Raw genomic sequence first — 21864 nt, 5'->3', positions numbered from 1 at the left:
GTAAACGTCCTGCCGGATCGTTCCGACACAAGAAGAACGTCACACATCGCATGGGGAAGGACATCACAGCCATGGGTCTTTTCAGCTTTGTCGCCGCCGCGGGGCGGCTGCTCGGCATCGGCGGGTCGGAGGCGACGCAGGACGCGAGCCGCCCGCCCCCGGCCCCCCCGACCGCCGAGGCGGTGCAGGCGGAACTCACCCGCCTGGGCGTCGCCCCAGCCGACGTGACGGTCCGGGTCGAGGGCGATCGCGTGCACCTGGGCGGCACCGCGCCGGATGCCGAGACGCGTGAGCGGATGATCCTGGCCGCCGGCAACGTGGCCGGCATCGCGGCGGTCGAGGAAGCCGTGACCACCGCCACCCCCGCACCCGCCCCCGTCTTCCATACCGTGGTGCGCGGCGACACCCTGTCGAAGATCGCGCAGCAGCACCTCGGCAATGCCAACAAATACCCGGCGATCTTCGAGGCCAACAAGCCGATGCTGACGCACCCGGACAAGATCTATCCAGGCCAGGTGCTGCGGATTCCCCCGCAGGCCTGAGGCACGGGCGGCGGCAGGCGCGATCAGTCGCTGCTGCTGTCGCTACCGCCGCCACTGTCGCCGGACGCATCGCCATCGCTGCCTGACGAAAAGCCTGCGCCGTCGATCCCGCCACCGCTGGAGAATCCCTCCGCCGCGGCGCCTTCCATCGTGCCGCCGGTGGCGAAGGCGGCGCCGGCCGCCGCCGCCGCACCGGAGGAGGTTGCGCGGTGGTTGTCCCAGGACGACGACGAATCACCTGTGTCATCGCCCCTTGGCCCCGTCGCCCGGCGGCGTTTGTCCCGTGCCGGCAACAGGGTCAGCGACACCAGCGCCACGACGAAAACGACCACCGCGGGCACGAGGACGGCGCGCGGCCCCAACACGGCCGTCAGGAACGACAGAATGGCCACAGTCGCCAAGATCCGGGTCGAACGAGGGTGCCTTGCGGGGGGCCGTTGTGGGCGCTGCATCGCAGCAGCCTCATGCAAGGCAAGGGCAAGGTCCAATCACGGATGCGCGTGAAAGAGGCAGCGCGGTCCATGATTCGCGACGCTGCCCGCAACCCGCGCAGGACGGCGGCGTTTGCCTCGCGTATGGTCGGCCCGCGCCGATCCGGCGACGGAGAACGACCTTTGCGCATCCGCCTCGGCTACGACATCACCTACGACTGTCCGCAGCCCACACCCATGATCCTGACCTTGAACGTGCATTATTCGCGCGTGTCGGACATCGTCGTGCCGGACCACATGATCACGCAGCCCTCGGTGCCCATGACCGCGTATCGCGATGGCTTCGGCAATTGGTGCACGCGCATCGTGGCGCCGCCGGGGCTGATGCGGATCACCACCAACGCCGTGGTCAACGACAGCGGGTTGCATGACCTGATCGTGCCCGAGGCACAGCAGACCCCGGTGCAGGACCTGCCGGAGGAGACGCTGGTGTTCCTGCTGGGCAGCCGATATTGCGAAACCGACCGCCTGTCCGACATCGCCTGGCAGTTGTTCGGCAATACGCCGCCGGGCTGGGCGCGGGTGCAGGCGATCTGCGACTTCGTGCACAACCACATCAAGTTCAACTACCAGGATGCGCGATCGACCCGCGGCGCCTGGGATGCCTGGATCGAGAAGAAGGGCGTCTGCCGCGACTACGCGCATCTGGCGATCGCCTTCCTGCGCTGCATGAACTTCCCGACGCGCTACTGCACCGGCTACCTGGGCGACATCGGCGTGCCGATCAGCCCCGATCCGATGGATTTCTCGGCCTGGATGGAGGTTTTCGTCGGTGGCCGCTGGCACACTTTCGACGCACGCAACAACATCCCGCGCATCGGGCGGGTGCTGATCGCGCGCGGGCGGGATGCGTCGGATGTCGCCATCAGCAGCACCTTTGGCGTGACGCGGCTGGCGAAGTTCGACATCTGGACGGTGGAAGTGCCGCCGGGGGGCTAACCGCCCCCCCCCCCCCCCGGGGGCTCAAAGCGATTTCAGCTTCTTCTTCAGCACCACGTCGCCGTCGCTGTATTTGCGGATCTTGGTGAACATCGCCACGCCCAGCAGTTCCTGGCAGGCCGCGATGGCCGCCGGGTCGCCGGCCATCATGTTCAGCCACAGCGTGCGCGCCTGCGACCGGCGCTCCGTGCCGCGGGTGCCGTCGACGCGTTTCTGGATGGTGCGGCCCAGCGTGTAGACGCTGTTGCAGATGCTGCCGAGGATCGGGATGCAGCCCAGGCCCTTGCGCTTCAGCTTCTTGTTTTTCTTGTTCAGCGCGTAGGCGATCGCTTCCAGGGTCGATTCCCGCACCTGCTTGCCGGCGAATTCATAGGTCCGCAGGATCTTCTCCAGCGCGGTGATATGCGAATAGGTGCTGGCGGCGGAGGCCGCGGACAGCGCGATATCGGCGATCATCAGCGCGATGCCGGCCGGCCCGAGCACGGCCGCCGCCGGCGCCATCGCCGCGGCAGCACCGGCCGACAGGGCGCCGGTGACGCCGCCCGCGATGCCCGTGCCGCCCAACACGCCAGAAGTGGTGTTCACCGCGCTGACGGCACCGCCCACCACGGCACGCGTGGGCCCCGCGATCTTCTTGGCCGTCTTGCCGTGGCTGGCGCCGCCATCCCTGGCGCCGGGGCCGGTGGCTTCGTCCTCCTCCTCATCCTCCTCATCGTCGAGGAAGGCGTCGTCGGCGATCCGCGCCGCCAGCGGGCGCATGTTGCCGGGGCGGCCGTAGGAACATTGCACGACGCCGGAGGGCGCGGCGGCGGGGCCCGCGACCGCCACCCATGGCGCATCGATGGCCGGTGTTTCGGCGAAGGCGTCGCCAAAGGCATCGGCGGCTGCCTCCAGCCCGGCATCGGCCAGGACGCCCGCGGGCATCGCCCCCATCCGGGACTGCTGCGCCAGATGCGCGAGTTCATGGCCGATCAGCGCCAGGCCCTGGCGGCTTCGCGGCCGGAACGCACGCGGTGCGATCCAGACCTGGCCCGCCGCGGCGAAGGCCAGGGCGCCACGGCGGGATGGCAGGTCGGACAGGTGCAGCAGGATGGGAGCGGCAGGCAGGTCCGGGTCCATCGCCAGGGCGCGCTTGTGCAGGATGTCGGGCAGGCGAAAGCTCACGCCCGTGGCGTATCCTGGCTTCGGCATCCGGCCCGCTCCCTGTGTAATCGTCGAGCGGACGCGACCTGGATGATCGCACAACTCAGAACGCTTCGTGAATTATCTCAAAAATGACTATCAACCAGATAAGGCCGGTTGCGAACGGGCCGGGATCGCAACTGGCCGTGATGGGGTCAAAGCGCCGGGGTCAGCCCCACCTGTCGCGTGCGGGTCCGCATGGTCACGAATTCCTCGGCCATGGTCGGGTGGATGCCGATGGTGCGGTCGAAATCGGCCTTGGTCGCGCCGGCGGTGATGGCGACGGCGAAGCCCTGCAGCATCTCGGCGGCGTCATCGCCCATCACATGCGCGCCCAGCACGCGGTCGGTGCGGGCATCGACCACCAGCTTCATCAGCGTCTTGCGCGCGCGGCCGGACATGGTGTGGCGCATCGGGGTGAAGCGGGCGACGTAGATGTCGGTCGGGCCGGCCAGGGCGGCCTCGTGTTCGGTCAACCCCACGGTCGCGATCGGCGGGTCGGTGAAGACCGCGCTCGGCACGTTCTGGTAGGACGCCTGGCGCGGATTGCCGCCGAACAGCGTGTCGGCCAGGGCATGGCCGACGGCGGTCGCCATCGGGGTCAGGTTCACACGGTCGGTGACGTCGCCGATCGCGTAGATATGCGGCACCGAGGTCGCATGCGCGCCATCGACCGACAGCGCGCCGCGGGCATCCGGCGCCAGCCCCGCCGCCGCCAGCTCCAGCCCCGCCAATGCCGGGCGGCGGCCGGTGGCGGCAATGACCGCATCGGCTTCGACCACGGTGCCATCGGCCAGGATCACGCGGCGAGCGTCGCCGGCGGCCTCGATCGCACGTAGCCCCTGGCCGGCGTGGTGGCGGATGCCGGCGGCCTCCAGAGCTTCGACCATCGCGTTGCGGATGTCGTCGTCGAAGCCGCGCAACGGCAGGTCGGCGCGGTAGATCACATCGACCTCCGCCCCCAGCCCGCGCAGCAGCATGGCGAATTCCAGCGCGATATAGCCGGCACCCAGCATGACGACGCGGCGCGGCAGGGCCGGCAGGGTGAACAGGTCGTCGGAAATCAGCGCCAACTCGCCGCCGGGGATGTCCGGGCGCACGGCGTTGCCGCCGACGGCGATCACGATGCGTTCGGCGGTGACCGTCTGGCCGTTCACCGTGACGCTGTGGGGGCCGGCAAACTTGGCGTAGCCATCGAAGGTGGTGACCCCCGCGCCGCCCAGCAGCCGGCCGTAGATGCCGGACAGGCGCGCCACTTCACGGTCGCGCGCCTGCGCCAGCCGTGCCCAGTCATGCGTGGCGCCGGGCGGGATGTCCCAGCCGAAACCGGCCGCATCCTGCATCCAGGCGCCGTATTCGGCGGCCTGCACCATGATCTTCTTGGGCACGCAGCCGACGTTGACGCAGGTGCCGCCCCAGAAACGGGTCTCGGCGATGGCGACCTTCGCGCCATGGCCCGCGGCGATGCGGGCGCAGCGCACGCCGGCCGAACCGCCGCCGATGACAAAGAGGTCGAAGTCGTAGGACATGAAGGACACCATCCGCGCGTGACGCCCCCAGATGGCGCGTCGCGCGGCCAGTGTCACCTGTTGGCTGTCATGCGCTGGATGCGGCAGCGCCGCGTGGCGCCCCGACGATCAGGTGGCGGCCGCCATCGGCGATCCGATCTCCACCACCGTGCCATTCAGGTCGCGCACATAGCCCACCACCTGGCCCCAGGGCTTCTGCTGCGGCGGCATGATCGGGCTGGCCCCCGCCGCGACCGCGCGGCTGAACGCCGCGTGGACGTCATCGGTCGTGAACCCGATGTCGAAGCCATGCGCGGTGTCGGTGGCGCGCAGGCGGCGGAATTCGGCGCCCTGCTCCGCGACAAAGGTTTCCCTGGTGAAGGCGATGGTGACCGCGCCGCTCTCCATCTCGGCATAATCCGAGCCCTCGGCGACGAAGCGGGTCGCGAGGCCGAAGGCCGCCTTGTAGAAGGCCAGGCTCGCCGGGACATCGGCGACGTATTGGTTGATGTGGGCGAATTTCATGCCCCCAGCCCCCCGATCGCGACGTACTTCACCTCCATGTATTCCTCGATGCCGAGGTGACTGCCCTCGCGCCCCAGGCCCGATTGCTTGAAGCCGCCAAAGGGCGCCTCGGCCGTGCTGATGATGCCTTCGTTGACGCCGATGATGCCGGCTTCCAGTGCCTCCGACACCCGGAAGATCCGGCCGACGTCGCGCGCGTAGAAATAGGCGGCCAGGCCGAATTCGGTGTCATTGGCGATGCGGATGGCCTCTGCCTCGGTGCCGAAGCGGATCAGCGGCGCGACGGGACCAAAGGTTTCCTCGATCAGGACCTGGGCCGACAGCGGCACGTCGGCCAGCACGGTGGGTGAGAAGAATTGGCCACCGCGTGGGTGGCGTGCGCCGCCGGTCAGCACGCGGGCGCCCTTGGACAGCGCGTCGGCGATGTGTTCCTCGACCTTCTGGACCGCTTCGGGGTTGATCAGCGGGCCCTGGGTCACGCCCGGCTCCATGCCGTCGCCGACCTTCAACGCATTGACCGCGATCGTCAGCTTTTGGGCAAAGGCGTCATAGACCCCGTCCTGCACCAGCAAGCGGTTGGCGCAGACGCAGGTCTGTCCGGTGTTGCGGAACTTGCTGGCCATGGCGCCCAGAACGGCCTGGTCCAGGTCGGCGTCGTCGAAGACGATGAAGGGCGCATTGCCGCCCAGTTCCATGCTGGTCTTCTTGATGGTGGCCGCGCATTGCGCGAGCAGGATGCGCCCGACCTCGGTCGATCCCGTGAAGGAGAGTTTGCGCACCAGCGGATTGGCGGTCAGTTCCCCACCCGTCGCCCCCGATGGGCCGGTGATGACGTTGCACACACCCGCCGGCATGCCCGCGCGTTCGGCCAGCACGGCCAGCGCCAGCGCCGAGAACGGCGTCTGCGACGCGGGCCGGATCACCCCGGTGCAGCCCGCGGCCCAGCCTGGCCCGGCCTTGCGGGTGATCATGGCGGAGGGGAAGTTCCACGGCGTGATGGCGGCGAAAACGCCGACCGGTTCCTTGGTCACCAGGATGCGGCGGCCCTTGGCATTCGGGGGGATGATCTCGCCGTAAACGCGGCGGCCCTCCTCGGCGAACCATTCCAGGAAGCTGGCGGAATAGACGACCTCGCCCTTGGCCTCGGCAAAAGGCTTGCCCTGTTCGGCGGTCATGATGGCGGCCAAGTCGTCGGCATTGGCGTGCATCAGGGCGGCGATACGGTGGATGACGGCGGCCCGATCCTTGGCCAGCATCGCGCGCCAGGCGGGTTGGGCGGCGTGCGCGGCCTCGATCGCGGCGCGGGTTTCGGTGGCGCTCATGGCAGGCACGCGGCCGACCAGCGCGCCGGTCGAGGGGTTGCGGACATCCAATGTCTTGCCGGAGGCCGCCTGCACCCAGGCGCCTCCGATGTAATTGGCCTGGCGCAGCAGGTCCGGGTCCTTCAGCGGCAAAGTCGCGATGGTATCGAGCATGGCCGGTCCTCCGATTGGTTGACCGGAAGGTTAGACCCGTCGGGCGGCCCTGTCAGCGTCGCCCCGCAAGGGGCGCTCGGTCACCATCGCCCCGCAAGGGGCGCCCTGTCAGCGTCGGGCCGGCAATCCCGCGAGGGCGGTCTGGAACGCCTCGACCAGCGCGCCCATCGACAGGCAGCGCAGCACCATCTGCGCCGCGACCAGCACCGGCCCCGCCTGTTCGGCCAGGATGGCGCCCCAGATCGCGCCGCCCAGGGCCATCAGCGGCACCAGATGCAATCGCAACAGCGCCACCACGATGTCGTTGCCCAAGGGCATCACCAGGATCGAGCCACCCGCCGCGATCCCGGCCAAGGCCAGCCCGACACCGAGGCCGAGGTCGAAGCGCGCGCCGCGTCCCGCGTTCCGCGCCTCCGCATTCAGCCGCGGCAAGGCAAGGGCAACGGGGTCGTCCACCATCGGCGGCGTCCCGCGGCTCGCAAGGTAGCGGCGGGCCAGATGATCGAGACTTTTTCCCGTCGGCATGGCGTTTCTCCTGCGGCCGGCCGGCACGATGACGCGCGGGAGGCTAATGCGGCGCAGCCGGCTTTGCCAGATGCCGCACCCTAACGCTTGCCCCGAAACCCGCGCCCCGGCTTGGTCACCTGGCGCGCGCGGCCGACCGCCAGCGCGTCATCCGGCACGTCGCGGGTGATGACGCTGCCGGCGCCGATCAGCGCGCGTTCGCCCACGGCGACCGGCGCGACCAGTGCCGTGTTGCTGCCGATGAAGGCGCCGGCGCCGATGCTGGTGCGGTGCTTGTCCACGCCGTCGTAATTACAGGTGATGGTACCGGCGCCGATATTGGCCCCCGGCCCGATGCTGGCATCGCCAAGGTAGGTCAGGTGGTTGGCCTTGGCCCCCTGCCCCAGCACGGTCGCCTTCAACTCGACGAAATTGCCGACATGGGCGGTGCGTTCGACCACGGTGCCCGGGCGCAGCCGGGCGAAGGGGCCGATGACCGCCTCCTCCCCGATCGTGCAGCCTTCCAGATGGCTGAAGGCGCGGATCTCGACCCCATCGGCCACCGTGACACCCGGGCCGAAGACAACCGAGGGGCCGATGGTCACGTCCTGGCCCAGCCTGGTGTCGTGGCAGAGGGTCACGCTGTCGGGCGCGATCAGGGTCGCGCCGCCATCCATCGCGGCGCGGCGCAGGCGGTGCTGCACCTCGGCCTCGGCGGCGGCCAGTTCGGCGCGGCTGTTGATGCCGCGGCATTCGGCTTCGGGGGCCTCGACCGCGACCCAGGTGGCGCCGGCGGCGGCGCCGATGGTGACGGCATCGGGCAGGTAGTATTCGCGGGCGCGGTTGTGGTTTTCCACCGCGCGCAGCCAGCCGAACAGCGAAGGCCCCGGGGCGCAGATCACGCCGGCATTGCACAACCCGATCTCGCGTTCCTCGGCCGAGGCATCGGCCCATTCGACCACCCGCAGCACGCGCCCTTCCTCGGCGGTCACGACACGGCCGTAGCGGCCGGGGTCGGCTGGGCGCATCGCCAGCAGCGCCGCGCCATGTTCGGCACGCGCGGCCAGCAGGCGGCGCATGGTGTCGGCCGTGATCAGCGGATTGTCGGCGTAGAGCACCGCGACATCGCCCGCGAAGCCTTCGAGCAGCGATGCTGCCTGAAGCGCCGCATGCGCGGTGCCGAGCCTTTCGTGCTGCACCACCACCGGATGCGGCGCCGCGGCCCGTTCCAGCGCCGGCATATCCGGCCCGACCACCACCACGATGCGCGAGAACACGGCCTCGCAGGCGGCGATCAGGTGCGCCAGCATAGGCCGGCCGGCGATCGGGTGCAGCGCCTTGGGCATGCGCGACTTCATGCGGGTGCCAAGGCCGGCGGCGAGGAGGATGGCGGCTGCTGTCATGCGTGACTGTCTGCCCCTGACGGCGGCGCCGGTGCAAGGCCCCCGGCGCTATGCCCACGACCAACGCGGCCGCGACCCCATGTCGCGCGCGCCGGATCATCATCGAAACAGTCTCCGCCGATCCACGTCTGGCCGGCAAGGGCCGGGCGGCTTAGGAGGGGTCGCATGACACCGACCATTCTCCTCGACCTCGACGGCACGCTGGTGGACAGCGTGCCGGATCTGCATGCGGCGCTGGACCGGATGCTGCTGGGCCAGGGGCTTGGCCCCCTGTCGCGCGCCGAGGCGACCGCGATGATCGGCGATGGGGTGAAGGTCCTGGTCGAACGGGCCTTTTCGGCACGCGGCCGCGTCGCGACGGCAGCGGATGTCGCGGCCTATATGGACGATTACGAGGCCAATGCCGCCGCGGCCACCATCCCCTTCGTCGGCATCCCGGAAGCCTTGGCGGAGATGGCGGCGGCGGGCTGGCGCCTGGCGGTCTGCACCAACAAGCCCGAACGCGCGGCGCGGTCGCTATTGGCCGAGTTGGGGCTGACGGCGCATTTCGCGGCAGTCGGCGGTGGCGATTCCTATCCCGTCAAAAAACCCGATCCGGGCCATGTGCTGGCGACCCTGGCCGCCGCGGGTGGCGCACCGGGCCACGCCGTCATGGTGGGCGACCACGCCAATGACATGCTGTCGGGCCGCGCCGCCGGCCTGCCCGTGGTGTTCTGCGCCTGGGGCTATGGCCGCGCGGCGATGGCGGGCGATGCCCCGGTCGCGGCCAGCCCGGCGGACCTGCTTGGGGTCGTCACCTCGGTGTTGCGGGGTTCGGGCGCCACGCTGACCAGATAGGCCGTGATCCGCCCGAACATGCGGGTCGGGATTTCCAGCCGCACCGGCACCGGGGGCGTGCCGGGGCGCACGCTGGCCAGCCAGGCGGTGCCTTCCTGCGGCCGGCGCCATTCCGCCGCGCGGTCCTGGTCCAGCAGGAAGCCCGCGACCTGGCGGCCCTGGAATTCGCAGCGGATCGCATCCCCGGCCCAGCTTTCGCGGCCCGCGGGCAGCCGTTCCCAGCCATTGGTGCGTGCCACGAAATCGGTCCGGCGGCGGCCGTCGTAGACGCCGGCGGTGGCGTCGCAGGATTGCGTGGCCCCCACCGCGCGGCTGAGTTGGGCGAGTGCCGAAAGACTGTCCATCGTGCCGCGCGCCATGTCGGGCGGCACGGGCTCGCGTTCGGCGTCGTTGGGCGGGATGAGGGTGCGGACCTCCGGCTCACCGGCCGGGTATTCCAGCAGGATGCGGCGGGTTTCGCCGCGCCAGACGCCATCGGTTTCATAGCGCGCGGGGCGGGCCTGGGTGCCGGCCCAGGCGCCCCGCACCGCCGTCACCTGCTGGCCGCTGATCAGGAAGCCGGCCAGGCCGCGCAGCCGCGTGCTCATGTGGATGCGGTAGCCGGCGGGGGCGGCCAGGTCGAACACCGTCTCGATCTCCATCACCGTCATCCCGGCCGCGACCACGTTGTAGGTGGCGCGAAACGGTTCGGCCGCCGCCGGGGCAGCCAGCAGCGGAAGCAGAGCGAGGGCGGAGAGGCTGGCGCGATGTGACTGCATGCTTCGCGGTATGTCGGATGCCGGCGCCAGCCCGCAAGGATTTCCGCCATCCCGTTGCAATGTATCGCGACGATGGGCGTGGCAGCCTGATCGCCCCCTCGGAGGAATAGCCGGGGGGAATAGCCGGCGGACCCCGATCCTGCGACGCTGCATCAAGACTTTGGGAAACGGGGCATGAGCTACGCGACGGCACGCGACATTGGCGCGGATACGATCCCAGTGGTGGATATCGCGGCGCTCGTCGCCGGCGATCCAGCGGGCGGATTATTGGCCGGTCGGGCGATGCGGGCGGCCAGCGAGGGGATTGGGTTCTTCTACGTCACCGGCCATGGCGTGCCGGATGCGCTGACCGACAGCGCTTTCGCCGGCGCGCGCGGCTTTTTCGGCCTGCCGCCGGCGGACAAGGCGGCAGTCGCGGTGAACGCCCGCCATCGCGGCTGGGTCGCCCAGGGTGGCGCCAAGATGCACGGCACCGCCCGCCCCGACCTGAAGGAAAGTTTCGTCTGGGGCCTGGAATTGCCGGAGACCGACCCCGAGGTCGCCGCCGGCACGCCGCTGATGGGACCGAATCGCTGGCCGGATGCGATGCCGCATCTGCGCGACGCGCTGTACCCCTGGTACGAGGCGGTGCTCGGCGCGGGTCATGCTGTGTTGCGTGGCCTGGCACTAAGCCTGGACCAGCCCGCCGATTTCTTCGTACGCCCCTATGCCCGCCCCTTGGCGCGGGGCGCCGCCATCTACTACCCGGCCCAGCCGCCCGAGTTGGGCGAGGCGCAATTTGGTGTCGCCCCCCATACCGATTACGGCGGGCTGACCTTGCTGGCGCAGGACCAGACCGGCGGCTTGCAGGTGAAGGGGGCTGCCGGCGACTGGGTGATGGCCAAGCCGATCGCCGGGACCTTCGTTGTCAACATCGGCGACCTGATGCATCGCTGGACCAACGGCCGCTTCCGCAGCAACCCGCACCGGGTGGTGAATACCTCCGGCCACGCGCGGCAATCCTGCGCGGTGTTCTTCGATCCTGGCTTCCACACGATCATCGATCCGCGCGATCTGCTCACGACGACGGCAGAGGCGAAATATCCGCCGATCGCCTGCGGCGAATGGGTGGTCGGGCGCTTCGACAAGGCTTTCCGCTACCGCGCGCCAGGCGCATGAATGTTACGGTAGTCGGAGCCGGTCGGAATGAGCCATCGCCTCGGGGATGATGCGGGACGCACGCCACTGTTGCGGCCCGATTGGGGCTATGTCGATCCGCCGGCGCTGGACGCCTTCCGCGCCGAGGATTGGTCGCGCCTGCGGGAACAGCGCCGCATCTTCGATGCCGAACAGCATGTGAAGCATGTGCTGCGGCTGCTGGAAGCCTCGGCCGCCGATCCGTCCTTCGGCTACCAGGTCAACAACTTCCGCCACTGCCTGCAATCGGCGACGGCGGCGATGATCGATGGGCGGGACGAGGAATACATCGTCGTGGCCCTGCTGCATGACGTCGGCTACACGGTCTGCCCGACCAACCATGGCGCCTTCGCCGCCAGCCTGCTCGGCCCCTATGTGTCGGATGCGGCGCGCTGGCTGCTGGAACACCATCAGATCTTCCTGGCGCACCACTACAACGACCATCCGGAGGAAGCCGACAACGCCACCCAGCGCGAACTCTGGCGCGGGCACCCGCATTTCGAGGCGACGGCCGGCTTCGTCGAACGCTACGACCAGACCACCATCATGCCCGGCCAGCCGGAGGCACCGCTGGCCAGTTTCGCCCCGATGCTGGCGCGGCTGCTGTCACGCCCGCCGCGGCTGATCATCCCGCGTGAGGACTGAGCCCACCGGCCCTCGCTGGCGGCGGCGGCGCGAGGCCGCGGTCCAGGTGCTGCAATTCGTCATGTTCGTCGGGCTGCTCGGCTGGCTGCTGGTCGGCGGCGCGCAGGGCATGGGCTATAATTGGCAGTGGTATCGGGTGCCGCGATACCTGTTCCAGATGTTCGACGGCGAATTCTATCCGGGGCCGCTGCTGAAGGGCTTGGGCGTCACCTTGGAGATCAGCGCGCTGGCGCTGCTGCTGACCATCGTGATCGGGCTGGCCGTGGCGCTGCTGCGGCTGTCGGGTTCGGTCGCCGGGCGGTGGCTGGCGATCGGCTATATCGAGGCCATACGCAACACGCCGCTGCTGGTGCAGCTCTACATCGTCTATTTCGTGCTGGCGCCGGTCCTGGGGGTCGACCGGTTCTGGGCCGGGGTGCTGTGCCTGGCGGTGTTCGAGGGCGCTTTCGCCGCGGAGATTTTTCGTGGTGGAATCCAGGCCGTGCCGCTCGGGCAATGGGAATCGGCCTGGGCGCTCGGCCTGCCGCGCCGCGCCGCCCTGCGCCACATCGTGCTGCCGCAGGCGCTGCGGGTGATGCTGCCGCCCCTGGCGGGGCTGGGTGTGTCGCTGGTGAAGCATTCGGCCATCGTCAGCGTGATCGCCGTATTTGACCTGATGAACGAAGGGCGCAACGTGATCAGCGACACCTTCATGACCTTCGAAATCTGGCTCACCGTGGCGGCACTCTATCTTTGCGTGACCGTGCTGTTGTCCGCCGGTGTCGGCGTGTTGGAACGCAGGCTGCGCGGCAGCGCGGCCTGACTTTTAAGGGAGACGCAAAAATGAACGAGACAGATCGGGCCAACCTGCGGCGACGCATGATCGCCCCTGCCGCCGGCGGGCTTGCCGCCATCGGCGCCTTCGTCTTCGGCGCGCGCCCCGCGGCGGCGCAGGGCAACGACGCCCGCGCCGCCCTGGCCGCGGCATCGATGATCGAGGATGTGAAGCGCCGCGGCACCCTGCGCGTCGGGCTTTCCACCTTCGTGCCCTGGGCCTTCCGCAACCGCGCCGGCGAGTTGGTGGGGTTCGAGGTCGACGTCGGCAAGAAACTGGCCGAGGACATGTCGGTGCGCGCCGAATTCATCCCCACCGCCTGGGACGGCATCGTGCCCGCCCTGCTGGCCGGGCGCTTCGATGCGATCATCGGCGGCATGAGCATCACCCCCGCGCGCAACCTGTCGGCCAATTTCACCTCCGCCTATTCGGCCAATGGCGTGGATCTGGTGGCGAACAAGCGCCTGGCCGATGGGATGGTGACGATCGAGGCCTATAACCGCCCGAACGTGACCATTGCCGGCCGGCGCGGCACATCGGCCACCACGGCCGCGCAGCGGTTGATGCCGCGGGCGACCCTGCGGCAGTTCGACGATGACGCGCAGGCGATCCTGGAGGTCGTGGGCGGCCGGGCGCATGCCATGGTCGGCAGCATGCCGCGCCCCCTGTTCGCCGCGCTGGACAATCCCGACACGCTGTTCCGCCCCTTCCCGGAGCCGCTGGTGCGCCAGGCCGATGCCATGGCCGTGCGCAAATCCGACCCCGACGCGCTGAACTTCCTGAACAACTGGGTGCTGACGCGGCAGTTGGATGGCTGGCTGGCAGACCGGCACGCCTATTGGTTCGGGGCGCGCGAATGGCGCGACCAGGTGCCCGGCTGAGCCAGGACGACACGACCGGCGGGCCCTACGCCCGCCGCGACCGGCGCGGGTTTGGCCGGCTGGATGCGCTGGTCCTGGCCGTGGTGCTGGGCGGGTTGGGCTGGATCGGCTGGCGGGCTGGCGGCGCGCTGAACTACGCCTGGGATTTCGGGCCGGTCTGGGGCTTCGTCATCCGGCACGACCCGCAGCGGGGCTGGGTCGCGAACCTGCTGTTGCAAGGCTTGCTGACGACGCTGCGCGTGTCGCTCTGGGCCGGGGTGATCGCGGCCGTGGTCGGGGTCGCCATGGGGATCGCCCGTGCGTCCCGCCCGCTGTTTCCGCGGCTGGTGGCGGGGTTTTACGTCGAGACGATCCGCAATATCCCGCCCTTGGTCTTCGTCTTCGTTTTCTACTTCTTCGTCAGCAGCCAGGTCCTGCCGGCGCTGGGCATCGAGGATTGGATTCGCCGCCAGCCGCCCGGCACGCTGTGGTGGATCGAGGTGCTGTTCGGCCCGCCGGCGCAGTCCGCCGGGATCCTGGCCGCGATCGTCTGCCTGGGGCTGTTCGAAGGCGCCTATGTCACCGAGATCGTTCGCGGCGGCATCCAATCCCTGCCGCCGGGGCAGTGGGAGGCAGCCCTGGCCCTTGGCCTGTCGCGCCGCCAGACCCTGCGGCATGTGATCCTGCCGCAGGCCGTGGCGCGCACCGTGCCGCCGCTGGCCGGCCAGGCGGTGTCGCTGGTCAAGGACAGTTCGATCATTTCCCTGGTGTCGATCCAGGACCTGGCCTTCATGGGCAGCGAGGTCGCGGCGACGACAAACCGGGTTTTCGAGACCTGGTTCGTCGTGGCGCTGTTCTATTTCATCGTCTGCGCGGCCCTGTCGGCCATCGCTTCCCGCGCCGAAAGGCGCTTTGCGAAGCGGATCTGATCCGTCAGCGCTCGTTCGCCTCGGGGTGACGCAGCAGCCAGAGCCGCTCATGCGCCGCAACCAGGCTTTCAATATTCTTCCGCCGGTTTGCGTCAGGCGAGATCGGCCGGCGCGTCAGCATCATTTCCAGCACGCGGAGCAGTTCGTCCGCGACTTCGAAGTCGCCCTGATCGCAGGCATGGTGAAAAGCGATCAGTATCTTGTCCGACAGGCGGCGCGTATGGCGCGGCATGTTGGCGGCACCCCGCGGGCCGTCTGCCCCAGCATCTGCGTCATCCAGGTCGCCCGACATCACTTTCCTCTCTCCTTGCCGACTGCCCGTGCGCCACAAAAAGGGGCAGCCCGGCGACTCCGGATATACTGACGAGTTGCGAAACTTAACGTGAATCGCAGAACCCCGGAAACAGAACACTCACCGCGGCTTTCGTAAAAGTTAATCGCCGGGATGAACCCCGCCGTCATCCCGCGCGCAACACGCCACGGACGGCGGCGGCGATGGCCTCTGGCGGTGATTCCGGACGGAACAGGTTCCGCACCCGCCCATCTGGTCCGACCAGGTAGATAAAAGAAGAGTGATCCATCAGGTATTCGGTCATGTCCGGGCGTTGCACTCTCTGGTAGTAGACACGGTACCGCCGTGCAACCTCCGCGATTTGTTGCGGCGTACCGGTCAACCCACGCATCGCGGGGTGGAAATTCTGGACATAGGGGGCCAGGGCCGCGGGCGTGTCGCGCTCCGGGTCGATGGTGATCAGGATCGGGGTGACCTGCGCGGCCTGGGGCCCGAGGTCCTCCATCGCCTGCGCCATGATGCCGAGTTCCGTAGGGCAGACATCGGGGCAGAAGGTGAAGCCGAAATAGACCAGCAGGACGCGGCCGGCGAAATCCGCCTCGGTCACCGCCTGGCCCGTGTGATCGGTCAGGCTGAAGGGCCCGCCCAGCGACAGCCCCTGCGGCATCACCACCCCGCCCGAGGAGGGCGGCGGGATATCGGCGCCGGTGAAGGACGCGATGCGGCGGGCAAAGGATTCGCCAATCCCCTCCCCCGGCGCCTTGAGCGCCCAGGAGGCGCCCCAAAGCCCGGCCAGGGCGGCGAGCAGGGCAAGGGAGATGAGTCGAATGGGGCGCATGGGCGCCTAGATAGGCCGAAGGGGCGGCGGCGCAAACCACCGCCCCGCTTGGTATCAGGTGAGGATGATCTCACCCTCTGGCTGCGGGCTGCTGAAGACGCCCTCGGAGAAGGCTTCTTCCCAGGTGCCGGTGGTCGCCGCACGGGAGTATTCGGTGGCGCGGCCCTCGAAGAAGTTCATGTGCTCGACCGCGTTCAGCATCTCGTCCAGCCAGGGCAACGGGTTGCGCTCGATGTGATAGAGCGGCTCCAGGCCCAATTGCTGCAGGCGGCGGTCGGCGATGAAGCGGATGTAGCGTTTTACGGACTCCGCATCGAGCCCCTGCACGCCGCCCAATTCGAACGCCAGGTCGATGAAGGCATCCTCGTGGTCCACGATGGTGGAGCAGATTTCGTAAAGATCGGTGCGGAGCTGTTCCGTCCAGATCTCCGGGTTTTCCTGCACGAAGGTGCGGAACAGGCGGATCACCGACAGGCAATGCAGCGTCTCGTCGCGCACGGACCAGGACACGATCTGCCCCATGCCCTTCATCTTGTTGAATCTCGGAAAATTCATCAGGATCGCGAAGGAGGCGAAGAGTTGCAGCCCCTCGGTGAAGGCCCCGAAGGCCGCCAGGGTTTTTGCGATCTCGGTCTTATTGTCCACCGTGAACGCCTGCATGTAGTCGTACTTGTCCTTCATCTCCTTGTATTTGAGGAAGGCGGTATATTCCTCTTCGGGCATGCCGATGGTGTCGAGCAGGTGCGAATAGGCGGCGATGTGGATGGTTTCGGTGTTGCTGAACGCCGACATCATCATCAGCACTTCGGTCGGCTTGAAGACCTGTGAATACTGCTTCATGTAGCAGTTGTTCACTTCCACGTCGGCCTGGGTGAAGAAGCGGAAGATCTGCGTCAGCAAGTTCTGCTCCGACGCGGTCAGGTTCTTCTGCCAATCCTTGACGTCATCGGCCAGCGGCACTTCTTCCGGCAACCAGTGGATGCGCTGCTGGGTCAGCCAGGCGTCATAGGCCCAGGGGTAGCGGAAGGGCTTGTAGACCGGGTTGGCGGTCAGAAGATCCATTTTTTGGGGGGACAGGTTACCGTCGGGCATAGTGTGTCTCTCGATGTGTTCTGTTGTGCCGGCGGTGCTGCCCCCTCGCGCTCAAGCAAGCGGGTGGGCAGCCTACTGGCAGGCCAGGCATTCCTCGTAATCCGTGCTTTCCGCCTTGGTCATCAGCGAAATCGCCTTGGGCTGCGCCACGTGGTCGGCCATGACATCGCCCTGGCCGACAACCTTTTCGCTGATCGTGTCGGCGCGCTGGATCGACAGCGAGCGGCAATAATACAGCGACTTCATGCCCTTCTTCCACGCCAGCATATGGATCTGGTGCAGGTCGCGCTTATGCACGTCGGCCGGCAGGAACAGGTTCACCGACTGGCTCTGGCAGATGAAGGGCGTGCGATCGGCGGCGTGTTCGATCACCCAGCGCTGGTCGAGTTCGAACGCCGTCTTGAACACCGAGCGTTCCTGTTCGGTCAGGAAATCCAGGTGCTGCACCGAGCCCTTGGTGACGGTGATGGACGTCCAGGTGTCCTCATCGTCCCGCCCGTGCTTGGCCAGCACCGCCTGCAGGTAGGGGTTGCGGACGATGAACGAGCCGGACAGCGTCTTGTGGTTGTAGACATTGGCCGCGATCGGCTCGATCCCGGGCGAGGCGCCGCCGCAGATGATGCTGATCGACGCCGTCGGCGCGATCGCCATCTTGTTCGAAAACCGCTCCATGAAGCCATATTCGGCGGCATCCGGGCAGGGGCCGCGTTCTTCGGCCAGCACGCGGCTCGCGACATCCGCCTGGGCGCGGACGTGCTTGAACATCCGCTTGTTCCAGACTTTTGCCACAGCACTTTCGAAGGGCACGTTCATTTTTTGGAGGAAGGAGTGGAAGCCCATCACCCCCAGCCCGACCGAGCGTTCCCGCATCGCGCTGTATTTGGCGCGGGACATGCTGTCGGGTGCGGTATCGATGAAGTCCTGCAACACGTTGTCGAGGAAACGCATCACGTCGGGGATGAAGTTGGGGTCATCCTTCCACTCGAACCAGGATTCCAGGTTCAGCGACGACAGGCAGCACACGGCGGTGCGTTCGCGGCCGTGCTGGTCGAGGCCGGTGGCCAGGGTGATCTCCGAGCAGAGGTTGGAGGTCTTCACCTCCAGCCCGGCCAGCTTGTGGTGTTCCGGCCGCGCGTTGTTCACGTGGTCGCCGTAGATGATGTACGGCTCGCCGGTCTCGATCCGCGCCGTGAGGATGCGGATCCACAGCGACCGCGCCGAGACCTTGCGCACGATCGCGCCGTCCTTGGGCGAGGTGAAAGCCCAGTCATCCCCGGTCTCGACCGCGCGCATAAAGGCGTCGGTCAGCAGCAAGCCGTGGTGCAGGTTCAGCGCTTTGCGGTTCGGGTCGCCGCCGGTCGGGCGGCGCATCTCGATGAATTCTTCCACCTCGGGGTGGCTGATCGGCAAATAGCAGGCGGCGGACCCACGGCGCAGCGAACCCTGGCTGATCGCCAGGGTCAGGCTGTCCATCACGCGGATGAAGGGCACGACGCCGGAGGTCTTGCCGTTCTGGCCGACCTTCTCACCGATCGAGCGCAGATTGCCCCAGTAGGAGCCGATGCCGCCGCCCTTGGAGGCGAGCCAGACATTCTCGTTCCACAGGCCGACGATGCCATCCAGGCTGTCATTCGCTTCGTTGAGGAAGCAGGAGATCGGAAGCCCCCGCTTCGTCCCCCCGTTCGACAACACCGGCGTCGCCGGCATGAACCACAACCGGCTGATGTAGTCGTAGATGCGCTGGGCATGTGCCGTGTCATCGCCATAGGCGGATGCGACGCGGGCAAACAGGTCCTGGTAGGACTCGCCAGGCAGGAGGTAACGGTCGTCCAGGGTCGCCCGGCCGAAATCGGTCAGCAGCGCGTCGCGCGACCGATCGACCCTGACCTGGCCCTGGCCGTGCAATTGCACGCCGGCCGCATCAACGGCCTCGAAAACTGGCGACGTATCCCCCACAGCGGCATCCAGCACGACCACATCCCCCAAGCGAAATTCCCCGAGGACGGATAATGCCCTGTCTTCGCTGTCGGACACAAGATGTTGACGCATATTGTTAACCACGCCCCGCATATGGTGTCGCCGGCGACTCTCCTCAACCCTGCCAAGGGCCGCGGAGAACCGCCGATGTTCCGTATTTGATCTTGTAGGACCCCGGCTGATCGCACCGCAAGCGCGATGAACCCCTATGCCATGGGTGGGGGCGTCATTCGGTCAGAATCGCCCGCGACGCGGTTCGCGACGCGGGCGGTCAGGCAGTTATCCCCACAATCCTCAGTTGCCGCGGGGGGTCATGCGGCGTCGTGGAAGATGATGCCGAGCGTATGGCGTCGACCGCTGCGCAACCGGCTGACGCCATGGCGCAGTGTCACGCGATAGGGTCCACGCGTCCCGCGCGCCGGCCGGTGATGGACGGCGAAGATCACGGCCTCCCCCTGGCGCAGTGGGACCACCTCCACCCGGCTTTGCATGCGCGGGCGCTGTTCGGTCAGCACGAACTCGCCGCCGGTAAAATCCTGCGCGGGGTCGGAGAGCAGGAAGGCGACCTGCAGGGGGAAGACCTCGGCCCCATAGAGATCCTGGTGCAGGCAATTATAGTCGCCCTCGACATAACGCAGCAGCAGGGGCGTCGGCTTGTGCTGGCCAGCCGCGTGGCACCGCGCAAGATATTTTGGGTGCTCGTCGGGAAAGCGCTGCGTCTCGCCCAGGGTTTCCGCCCAGGCATTGGCGATGGGGGCCAGGTGCGGATAGAGCCCGGCGCGCAGGCCGGCGACGGGCTCCGGCAAGGGGTTGGCGTAATAGCGGTATTCCCCACGCCCAAAGCCGTGGCGGGCCATGACCACATGGCTGCGAAACCTGTCCGGCGCGTCGTAGCCAACCGCCAGCGCGGCGCATTCGCCCGGGGTCAGCAGCGGGCCCGTCGTGGCGGCGCCGGTCGCGTGCAGCGACGCGGCGATGCCGTCCCAGTCCAGTGCTGCGATGCGCGCCTTCATGCCGCGCGCTCACGTGCCAAAAGTTCGCGCTTGCGCTCCAGCCCCCAGCGGTAGCCGGCCAGGTTTCCATCGAGCCGCACCACGCGATGGCAGGGAATGGCGACGGCGGTTGGGTTCGCCGCACAGGCCGCGGCCACGGCACGGACCGCGCGCGGCAGGCCGATGGCATTGGCGATCTCAGTATACGTCGCGGTGCGGCCGGACGGGATCGCCGCCAGAGCCTGCCAGACGCGCTGCTGGAAGGCGGTGCCTCGCAGGTCCAGCGGCAGGGTCTTGGCCGCCTGTGGTGTTTCCACCATCGCGATGACCTGGGCGACCGTGGCGTCGAAATCGGGATCGGCGCCGATCAGCTCGGCCTTGGGGAAGCGCCCCTGCAATTCGGCCAGCAGGGCCGCCGCGTCATCGCCGAACTGGATGGCGCAGACCCCGCGTTCGGTCGCCGCGACCAGGATGCTGCCGAGCGAGCATTCCCCGATGGCGAAGCGGATGCGCGTGCCCCGTCCACCGTCGCGATATTCCGCCGGGCGCATCCCCAGCATCCCGGTCGAAGCAGCGTAGAAGCGGCTGCTGGCGTTGAAGCCCGCATCATAAAGGGTGGTGGTCACGCGCGCGCCCTCGGCCAAGCCGGCACGCACCCGGCCGGCACGCAGGCTGGCGACATAGGCCCTGGGCGTCACCCCCGCGACCGCGCGGAACATCCGATGGAAATGAAAACGGCTGAAGCCGGACGCCGCCGCCAAATCGTCCAGCGAGGGCAGCGGGTCACCCGTTTCCAACGCGTGCTCGATGGCGCGGCAGGCGCCCGCCACCACCTCGGCCTGGCGTTCAGCCAGCGGTGCTTCGGTCGGCCGGCAGCGTTTGCACGGGCGGAACCCGGCGGCCTCGGCGGCGGCGGGGCTGGCGTGGAAGGCAACATTCTGGCGCAGCGCCTGGCGGGCGGCGCAGGACGGGCGGCAATAGACCCCCGTGGTGCGGACCGAATACCAAAAGGCGCCGTCGGCCGCGGGGTCGCGGCGGATGACGGCCTCCCAGCGGTCGGCATCGGAGGCGAAGGGGCTGGCGAGCATGGCAGACATTGTGGGGATTCCGGGTTGCGATGTCGCCACCCTGGCCCGCCGGGCGTGCCGCTAAATCCCGCCCCTTGCTGCCGAATTCGCAGCCCTTACCGCATCACCACCGTCCGAACGGCCTTCGCATAGGCCGATTTTTCGGCGCCGACGGCCAGACTCCATTGCTTGGCGGCCCAATAGCCGTTGAAGCTGTTCTGATACTGCACCTGATAAAAGAACCGGAACCAGGCGAAGAAATCGGCTTTCCGCGCAAACCAGTATTCGCCGCAGTTGGGGTCGAAGAAGATGGCGTCGCCCGAGGACCCATAGGTCGCGCCGCCGATCCAGGCGCAGGTGGCATGGCCAATGCCATCGGGCCGGCCAAAGTCAATCTGCACGTAGCTGTTGCTGATTTTGCGCAGCGCGTTGGTCAGCTCGATCGCGACATTGCCCGCCCCCACCGCGGCCATCGAGTCCGAGGTATACTGGATCGTTCTTTGTGTGACGCGCTGGCGATTGACCGTCGTCTCGCGCGTGACCTCCCGTTGCAGCGATGCCATGCGTTCGCGCAGGCCGCGGCTGAAAAGGAACTCGCTGGTCGCGGTACCCTGGCTGCGGACACAGGCCAGGAAGTTGGCCGTCACCATCTTGATCTGCGAGGTGTCCAACTCGCCCTTCGCATCGGTCAGGCGATTGCGGAGCGAACCGCCATAGGCGTGATCCACGATCCATTGTGCCGCCATCGCCTTGCAGATGCCCCAGCGGCTGGCCGAGTCGCAATTCATGATCCACATCGTGGTCGACCCGCTCTGGGCGTAGTCCCAGGTCATGACCCCGTTGAAACCCGGCAGGGCGTTTCGTGCCGTACGGAACTTGTAATCCGCGATCAGTCCCACGGCCCGTCTCCTTATGGTTGTAATTTAGTAACAGTCGATCGAGCCCGGGGGAAGGTGGCACGGAACACGGGGCCACCTGGGGTTGCATGCTTGCAGGCGCTCGGGGAAGCGCCCGGGGC

General features: G+C 68.0%; 23 protein-coding genes. 8 read left to right on the top strand and 15 right to left on the bottom strand.

What is annotated here, in order from left to right:
* Positions 1-71 precede the first annotated feature (71 nt).
* Complete coding sequence (lysM, locus tag ACQW02_RS04600; RefSeq protein ID WP_431284091.1) at positions 72-542, top strand: peptidoglycan-binding protein LysM; 471 nt, start codon at positions 72-74, stop codon at positions 540-542.
* A gap of 23 nt (positions 543-565) precedes the next feature.
* Here the strand turns inward: lysM and ACQW02_RS04595 are convergent, their stop codons facing one another.
* A complete protein-coding gene (locus ACQW02_RS04595) occupies positions 566-934 on the bottom strand; it encodes a hypothetical protein (RefSeq protein ID WP_431284090.1) in 369 nt (122 codons plus the stop codon).
* Between the two features lie 222 nt (positions 935-1156).
* Between ACQW02_RS04595 and ACQW02_RS04590 the strand changes: the two genes are divergently transcribed.
* Positions 1157-1972: a transglutaminase-like domain-containing protein gene (locus ACQW02_RS04590; RefSeq protein ID WP_431284089.1), complete on the top strand. Its 816-nt coding sequence runs from the start codon at positions 1157-1159 to the stop codon at positions 1970-1972.
* Between the two features lie 24 nt (positions 1973-1996).
* Here the strand turns inward: ACQW02_RS04590 and ACQW02_RS04585 are convergent, their stop codons facing one another.
* The 6 genes from ACQW02_RS04585 to glmU form a co-directional block, all read right to left on the bottom strand.
* Positions 1997-3136 (bottom strand): eCIS core domain-containing protein, encoded by a 1140-nt coding sequence (locus tag ACQW02_RS04585; protein WP_431284088.1) that lies wholly within the window; start codon positions 3134-3136, stop codon positions 1997-1999.
* 173 nt (positions 3137-3309) lie between these two features.
* Positions 3310-4683: a glutathione-disulfide reductase gene (gene gorA, locus ACQW02_RS04580; protein WP_431285861.1), complete on the bottom strand. Its 1374-nt coding sequence runs from the start codon at positions 4681-4683 to the stop codon at positions 3310-3312.
* Positions 4684-4791: 108 nt separating this feature from the next.
* Positions 4792-5187, bottom strand: coding sequence for a VOC family protein (locus ACQW02_RS04575; RefSeq protein ID WP_431284087.1), 396 nt, complete (start codon positions 5185-5187; stop codon positions 4792-4794).
* Complete coding sequence (locus ACQW02_RS04570) at positions 5184-6662, bottom strand: NAD-dependent succinate-semialdehyde dehydrogenase (protein ID WP_431284086.1); 1479 nt, start codon at positions 6660-6662, stop codon at positions 5184-5186. Before ACQW02_RS04570 ends, ACQW02_RS04575 begins: the two co-directional genes overlap by 4 nt.
* A 108-nt stretch (positions 6663-6770) precedes the next feature.
* The gene (locus ACQW02_RS04565) at positions 6771-7187 is read right to left on the bottom strand and encodes a hypothetical protein (RefSeq protein WP_431284085.1); all 417 of its coding nucleotides are present in this window, start codon (positions 7185-7187) and stop codon (positions 6771-6773) included.
* Positions 7188-7267: 80 nt separating this feature from the next.
* Entirely contained in the window at positions 7268-8569 is a 1302-nt protein-coding gene (gene glmU, locus ACQW02_RS04560; protein ID WP_431284084.1) for a bifunctional UDP-N-acetylglucosamine diphosphorylase/glucosamine-1-phosphate N-acetyltransferase GlmU, read from the bottom strand.
* A gap of 165 nt (positions 8570-8734) precedes the next feature.
* Between glmU and ACQW02_RS04555 the strand changes: the two genes are divergently transcribed.
* Positions 8735-9406: an HAD-IA family hydrolase gene (locus tag ACQW02_RS04555; RefSeq protein ID WP_431284083.1), complete on the top strand. Its 672-nt coding sequence runs from the start codon at positions 8735-8737 to the stop codon at positions 9404-9406.
* Here the strand turns inward: ACQW02_RS04555 and ACQW02_RS04550 are convergent.
* Complete coding sequence (locus tag ACQW02_RS04550) at positions 9295-10164, bottom strand: DUF3108 domain-containing protein (protein ID WP_431284082.1); 870 nt, start codon at positions 10162-10164, stop codon at positions 9295-9297. The genes ACQW02_RS04555 and ACQW02_RS04550 overlap by 112 nt on opposite strands.
* Before the next feature lie 174 nt (positions 10165-10338).
* Here ACQW02_RS04550 and ACQW02_RS04545 point away from each other — a divergent pair, with 174 nt between their 5' ends.
* From ACQW02_RS04545 to ACQW02_RS04525, 5 genes are read left to right on the top strand one after another with little or no spacing between them, the layout of a single operon-like run.
* Positions 10339-11322 (top strand): isopenicillin N synthase family dioxygenase, encoded by a 984-nt coding sequence (locus tag ACQW02_RS04545; protein WP_431284081.1) that lies wholly within the window; start codon positions 10339-10341, stop codon positions 11320-11322.
* A 27-nt stretch (positions 11323-11349) separates the two neighbouring features.
* Positions 11350-11985, top strand: a complete 636-nt coding sequence (locus ACQW02_RS04540) for a hypothetical protein (RefSeq protein ID WP_431284080.1) — start codon at positions 11350-11352, stop codon at positions 11983-11985.
* Positions 11975-12787, top strand: a complete 813-nt coding sequence (locus tag ACQW02_RS04535; RefSeq protein WP_431284079.1) for an amino acid ABC transporter permease — start codon at positions 11975-11977, stop codon at positions 12785-12787. The genes ACQW02_RS04540 and ACQW02_RS04535 overlap by 11 nt, the downstream gene beginning before the upstream one ends.
* Before the next feature lie 20 nt (positions 12788-12807).
* A complete protein-coding gene (locus tag ACQW02_RS04530; RefSeq protein ID WP_431284078.1) occupies positions 12808-13680 on the top strand; it encodes a transporter substrate-binding domain-containing protein in 873 nt (290 codons plus the stop codon).
* Complete coding sequence (locus ACQW02_RS04525) at positions 13656-14588, top strand: amino acid ABC transporter permease (RefSeq protein ID WP_431284077.1); 933 nt, start codon at positions 13656-13658, stop codon at positions 14586-14588. The genes ACQW02_RS04530 and ACQW02_RS04525 overlap by 25 nt, the downstream gene beginning before the upstream one ends.
* 4 nt (positions 14589-14592) lie before the next feature.
* Here ACQW02_RS04525 and ACQW02_RS04520 read toward each other — a convergent pair whose 3' ends face one another.
* From ACQW02_RS04520 to ACQW02_RS04490, 7 genes are all read right to left on the bottom strand, one after another.
* Positions 14593-14880, bottom strand: coding sequence for a hypothetical protein (locus ACQW02_RS04520; protein WP_431284076.1), 288 nt, complete (start codon positions 14878-14880; stop codon positions 14593-14595).
* Positions 14881-15046: 166 nt separating this feature from the next.
* Entirely contained in the window at positions 15047-15718 is a 672-nt protein-coding gene (locus ACQW02_RS04515; RefSeq protein WP_431284075.1) for an SCO family protein, read from the bottom strand.
* Between the two features lie 54 nt (positions 15719-15772).
* Entirely contained in the window at positions 15773-16810 is a 1038-nt protein-coding gene (locus ACQW02_RS04510; RefSeq protein WP_431284074.1) for a ribonucleotide-diphosphate reductase subunit beta, read from the bottom strand.
* 72 nt (positions 16811-16882) lie between these two features.
* Entirely contained in the window at positions 16883-18859 is a 1977-nt protein-coding gene (locus tag ACQW02_RS04505) for a ribonucleoside-diphosphate reductase subunit alpha (RefSeq protein WP_431284073.1), read from the bottom strand.
* 239 nt (positions 18860-19098) lie between these two features.
* Positions 19099-19800, bottom strand: a complete 702-nt coding sequence (locus ACQW02_RS04500; RefSeq protein WP_431284072.1) for a 2OG-Fe(II) oxygenase — start codon at positions 19798-19800, stop codon at positions 19099-19101.
* Positions 19797-20876: a bifunctional DNA-binding transcriptional regulator/O6-methylguanine-DNA methyltransferase Ada gene (gene ada / locus ACQW02_RS04495; protein ID WP_431284071.1), complete on the bottom strand. Its 1080-nt coding sequence runs from the start codon at positions 20874-20876 to the stop codon at positions 19797-19799. Before ada ends, ACQW02_RS04500 begins: the two co-directional genes overlap by 4 nt.
* Before the next feature lie 86 nt (positions 20877-20962).
* Positions 20963-21745, bottom strand: coding sequence for a YopT-type cysteine protease domain-containing protein (locus ACQW02_RS04490; protein WP_431284070.1), 783 nt, complete (start codon positions 21743-21745; stop codon positions 20963-20965).
* Positions 21746-21864: the final 119 nt, after the last annotated feature.

The organism is Humitalea sp. 24SJ18S-53 (assembly GCF_050632385.1).
Classification (GTDB): Bacteria; Pseudomonadota; Alphaproteobacteria; order Acetobacterales; family Acetobacteraceae; genus Humitalea.
Note: the sequence above shows the minus strand (reverse complement) of the source record. Positions and strands in the feature narration are given on the sequence as shown.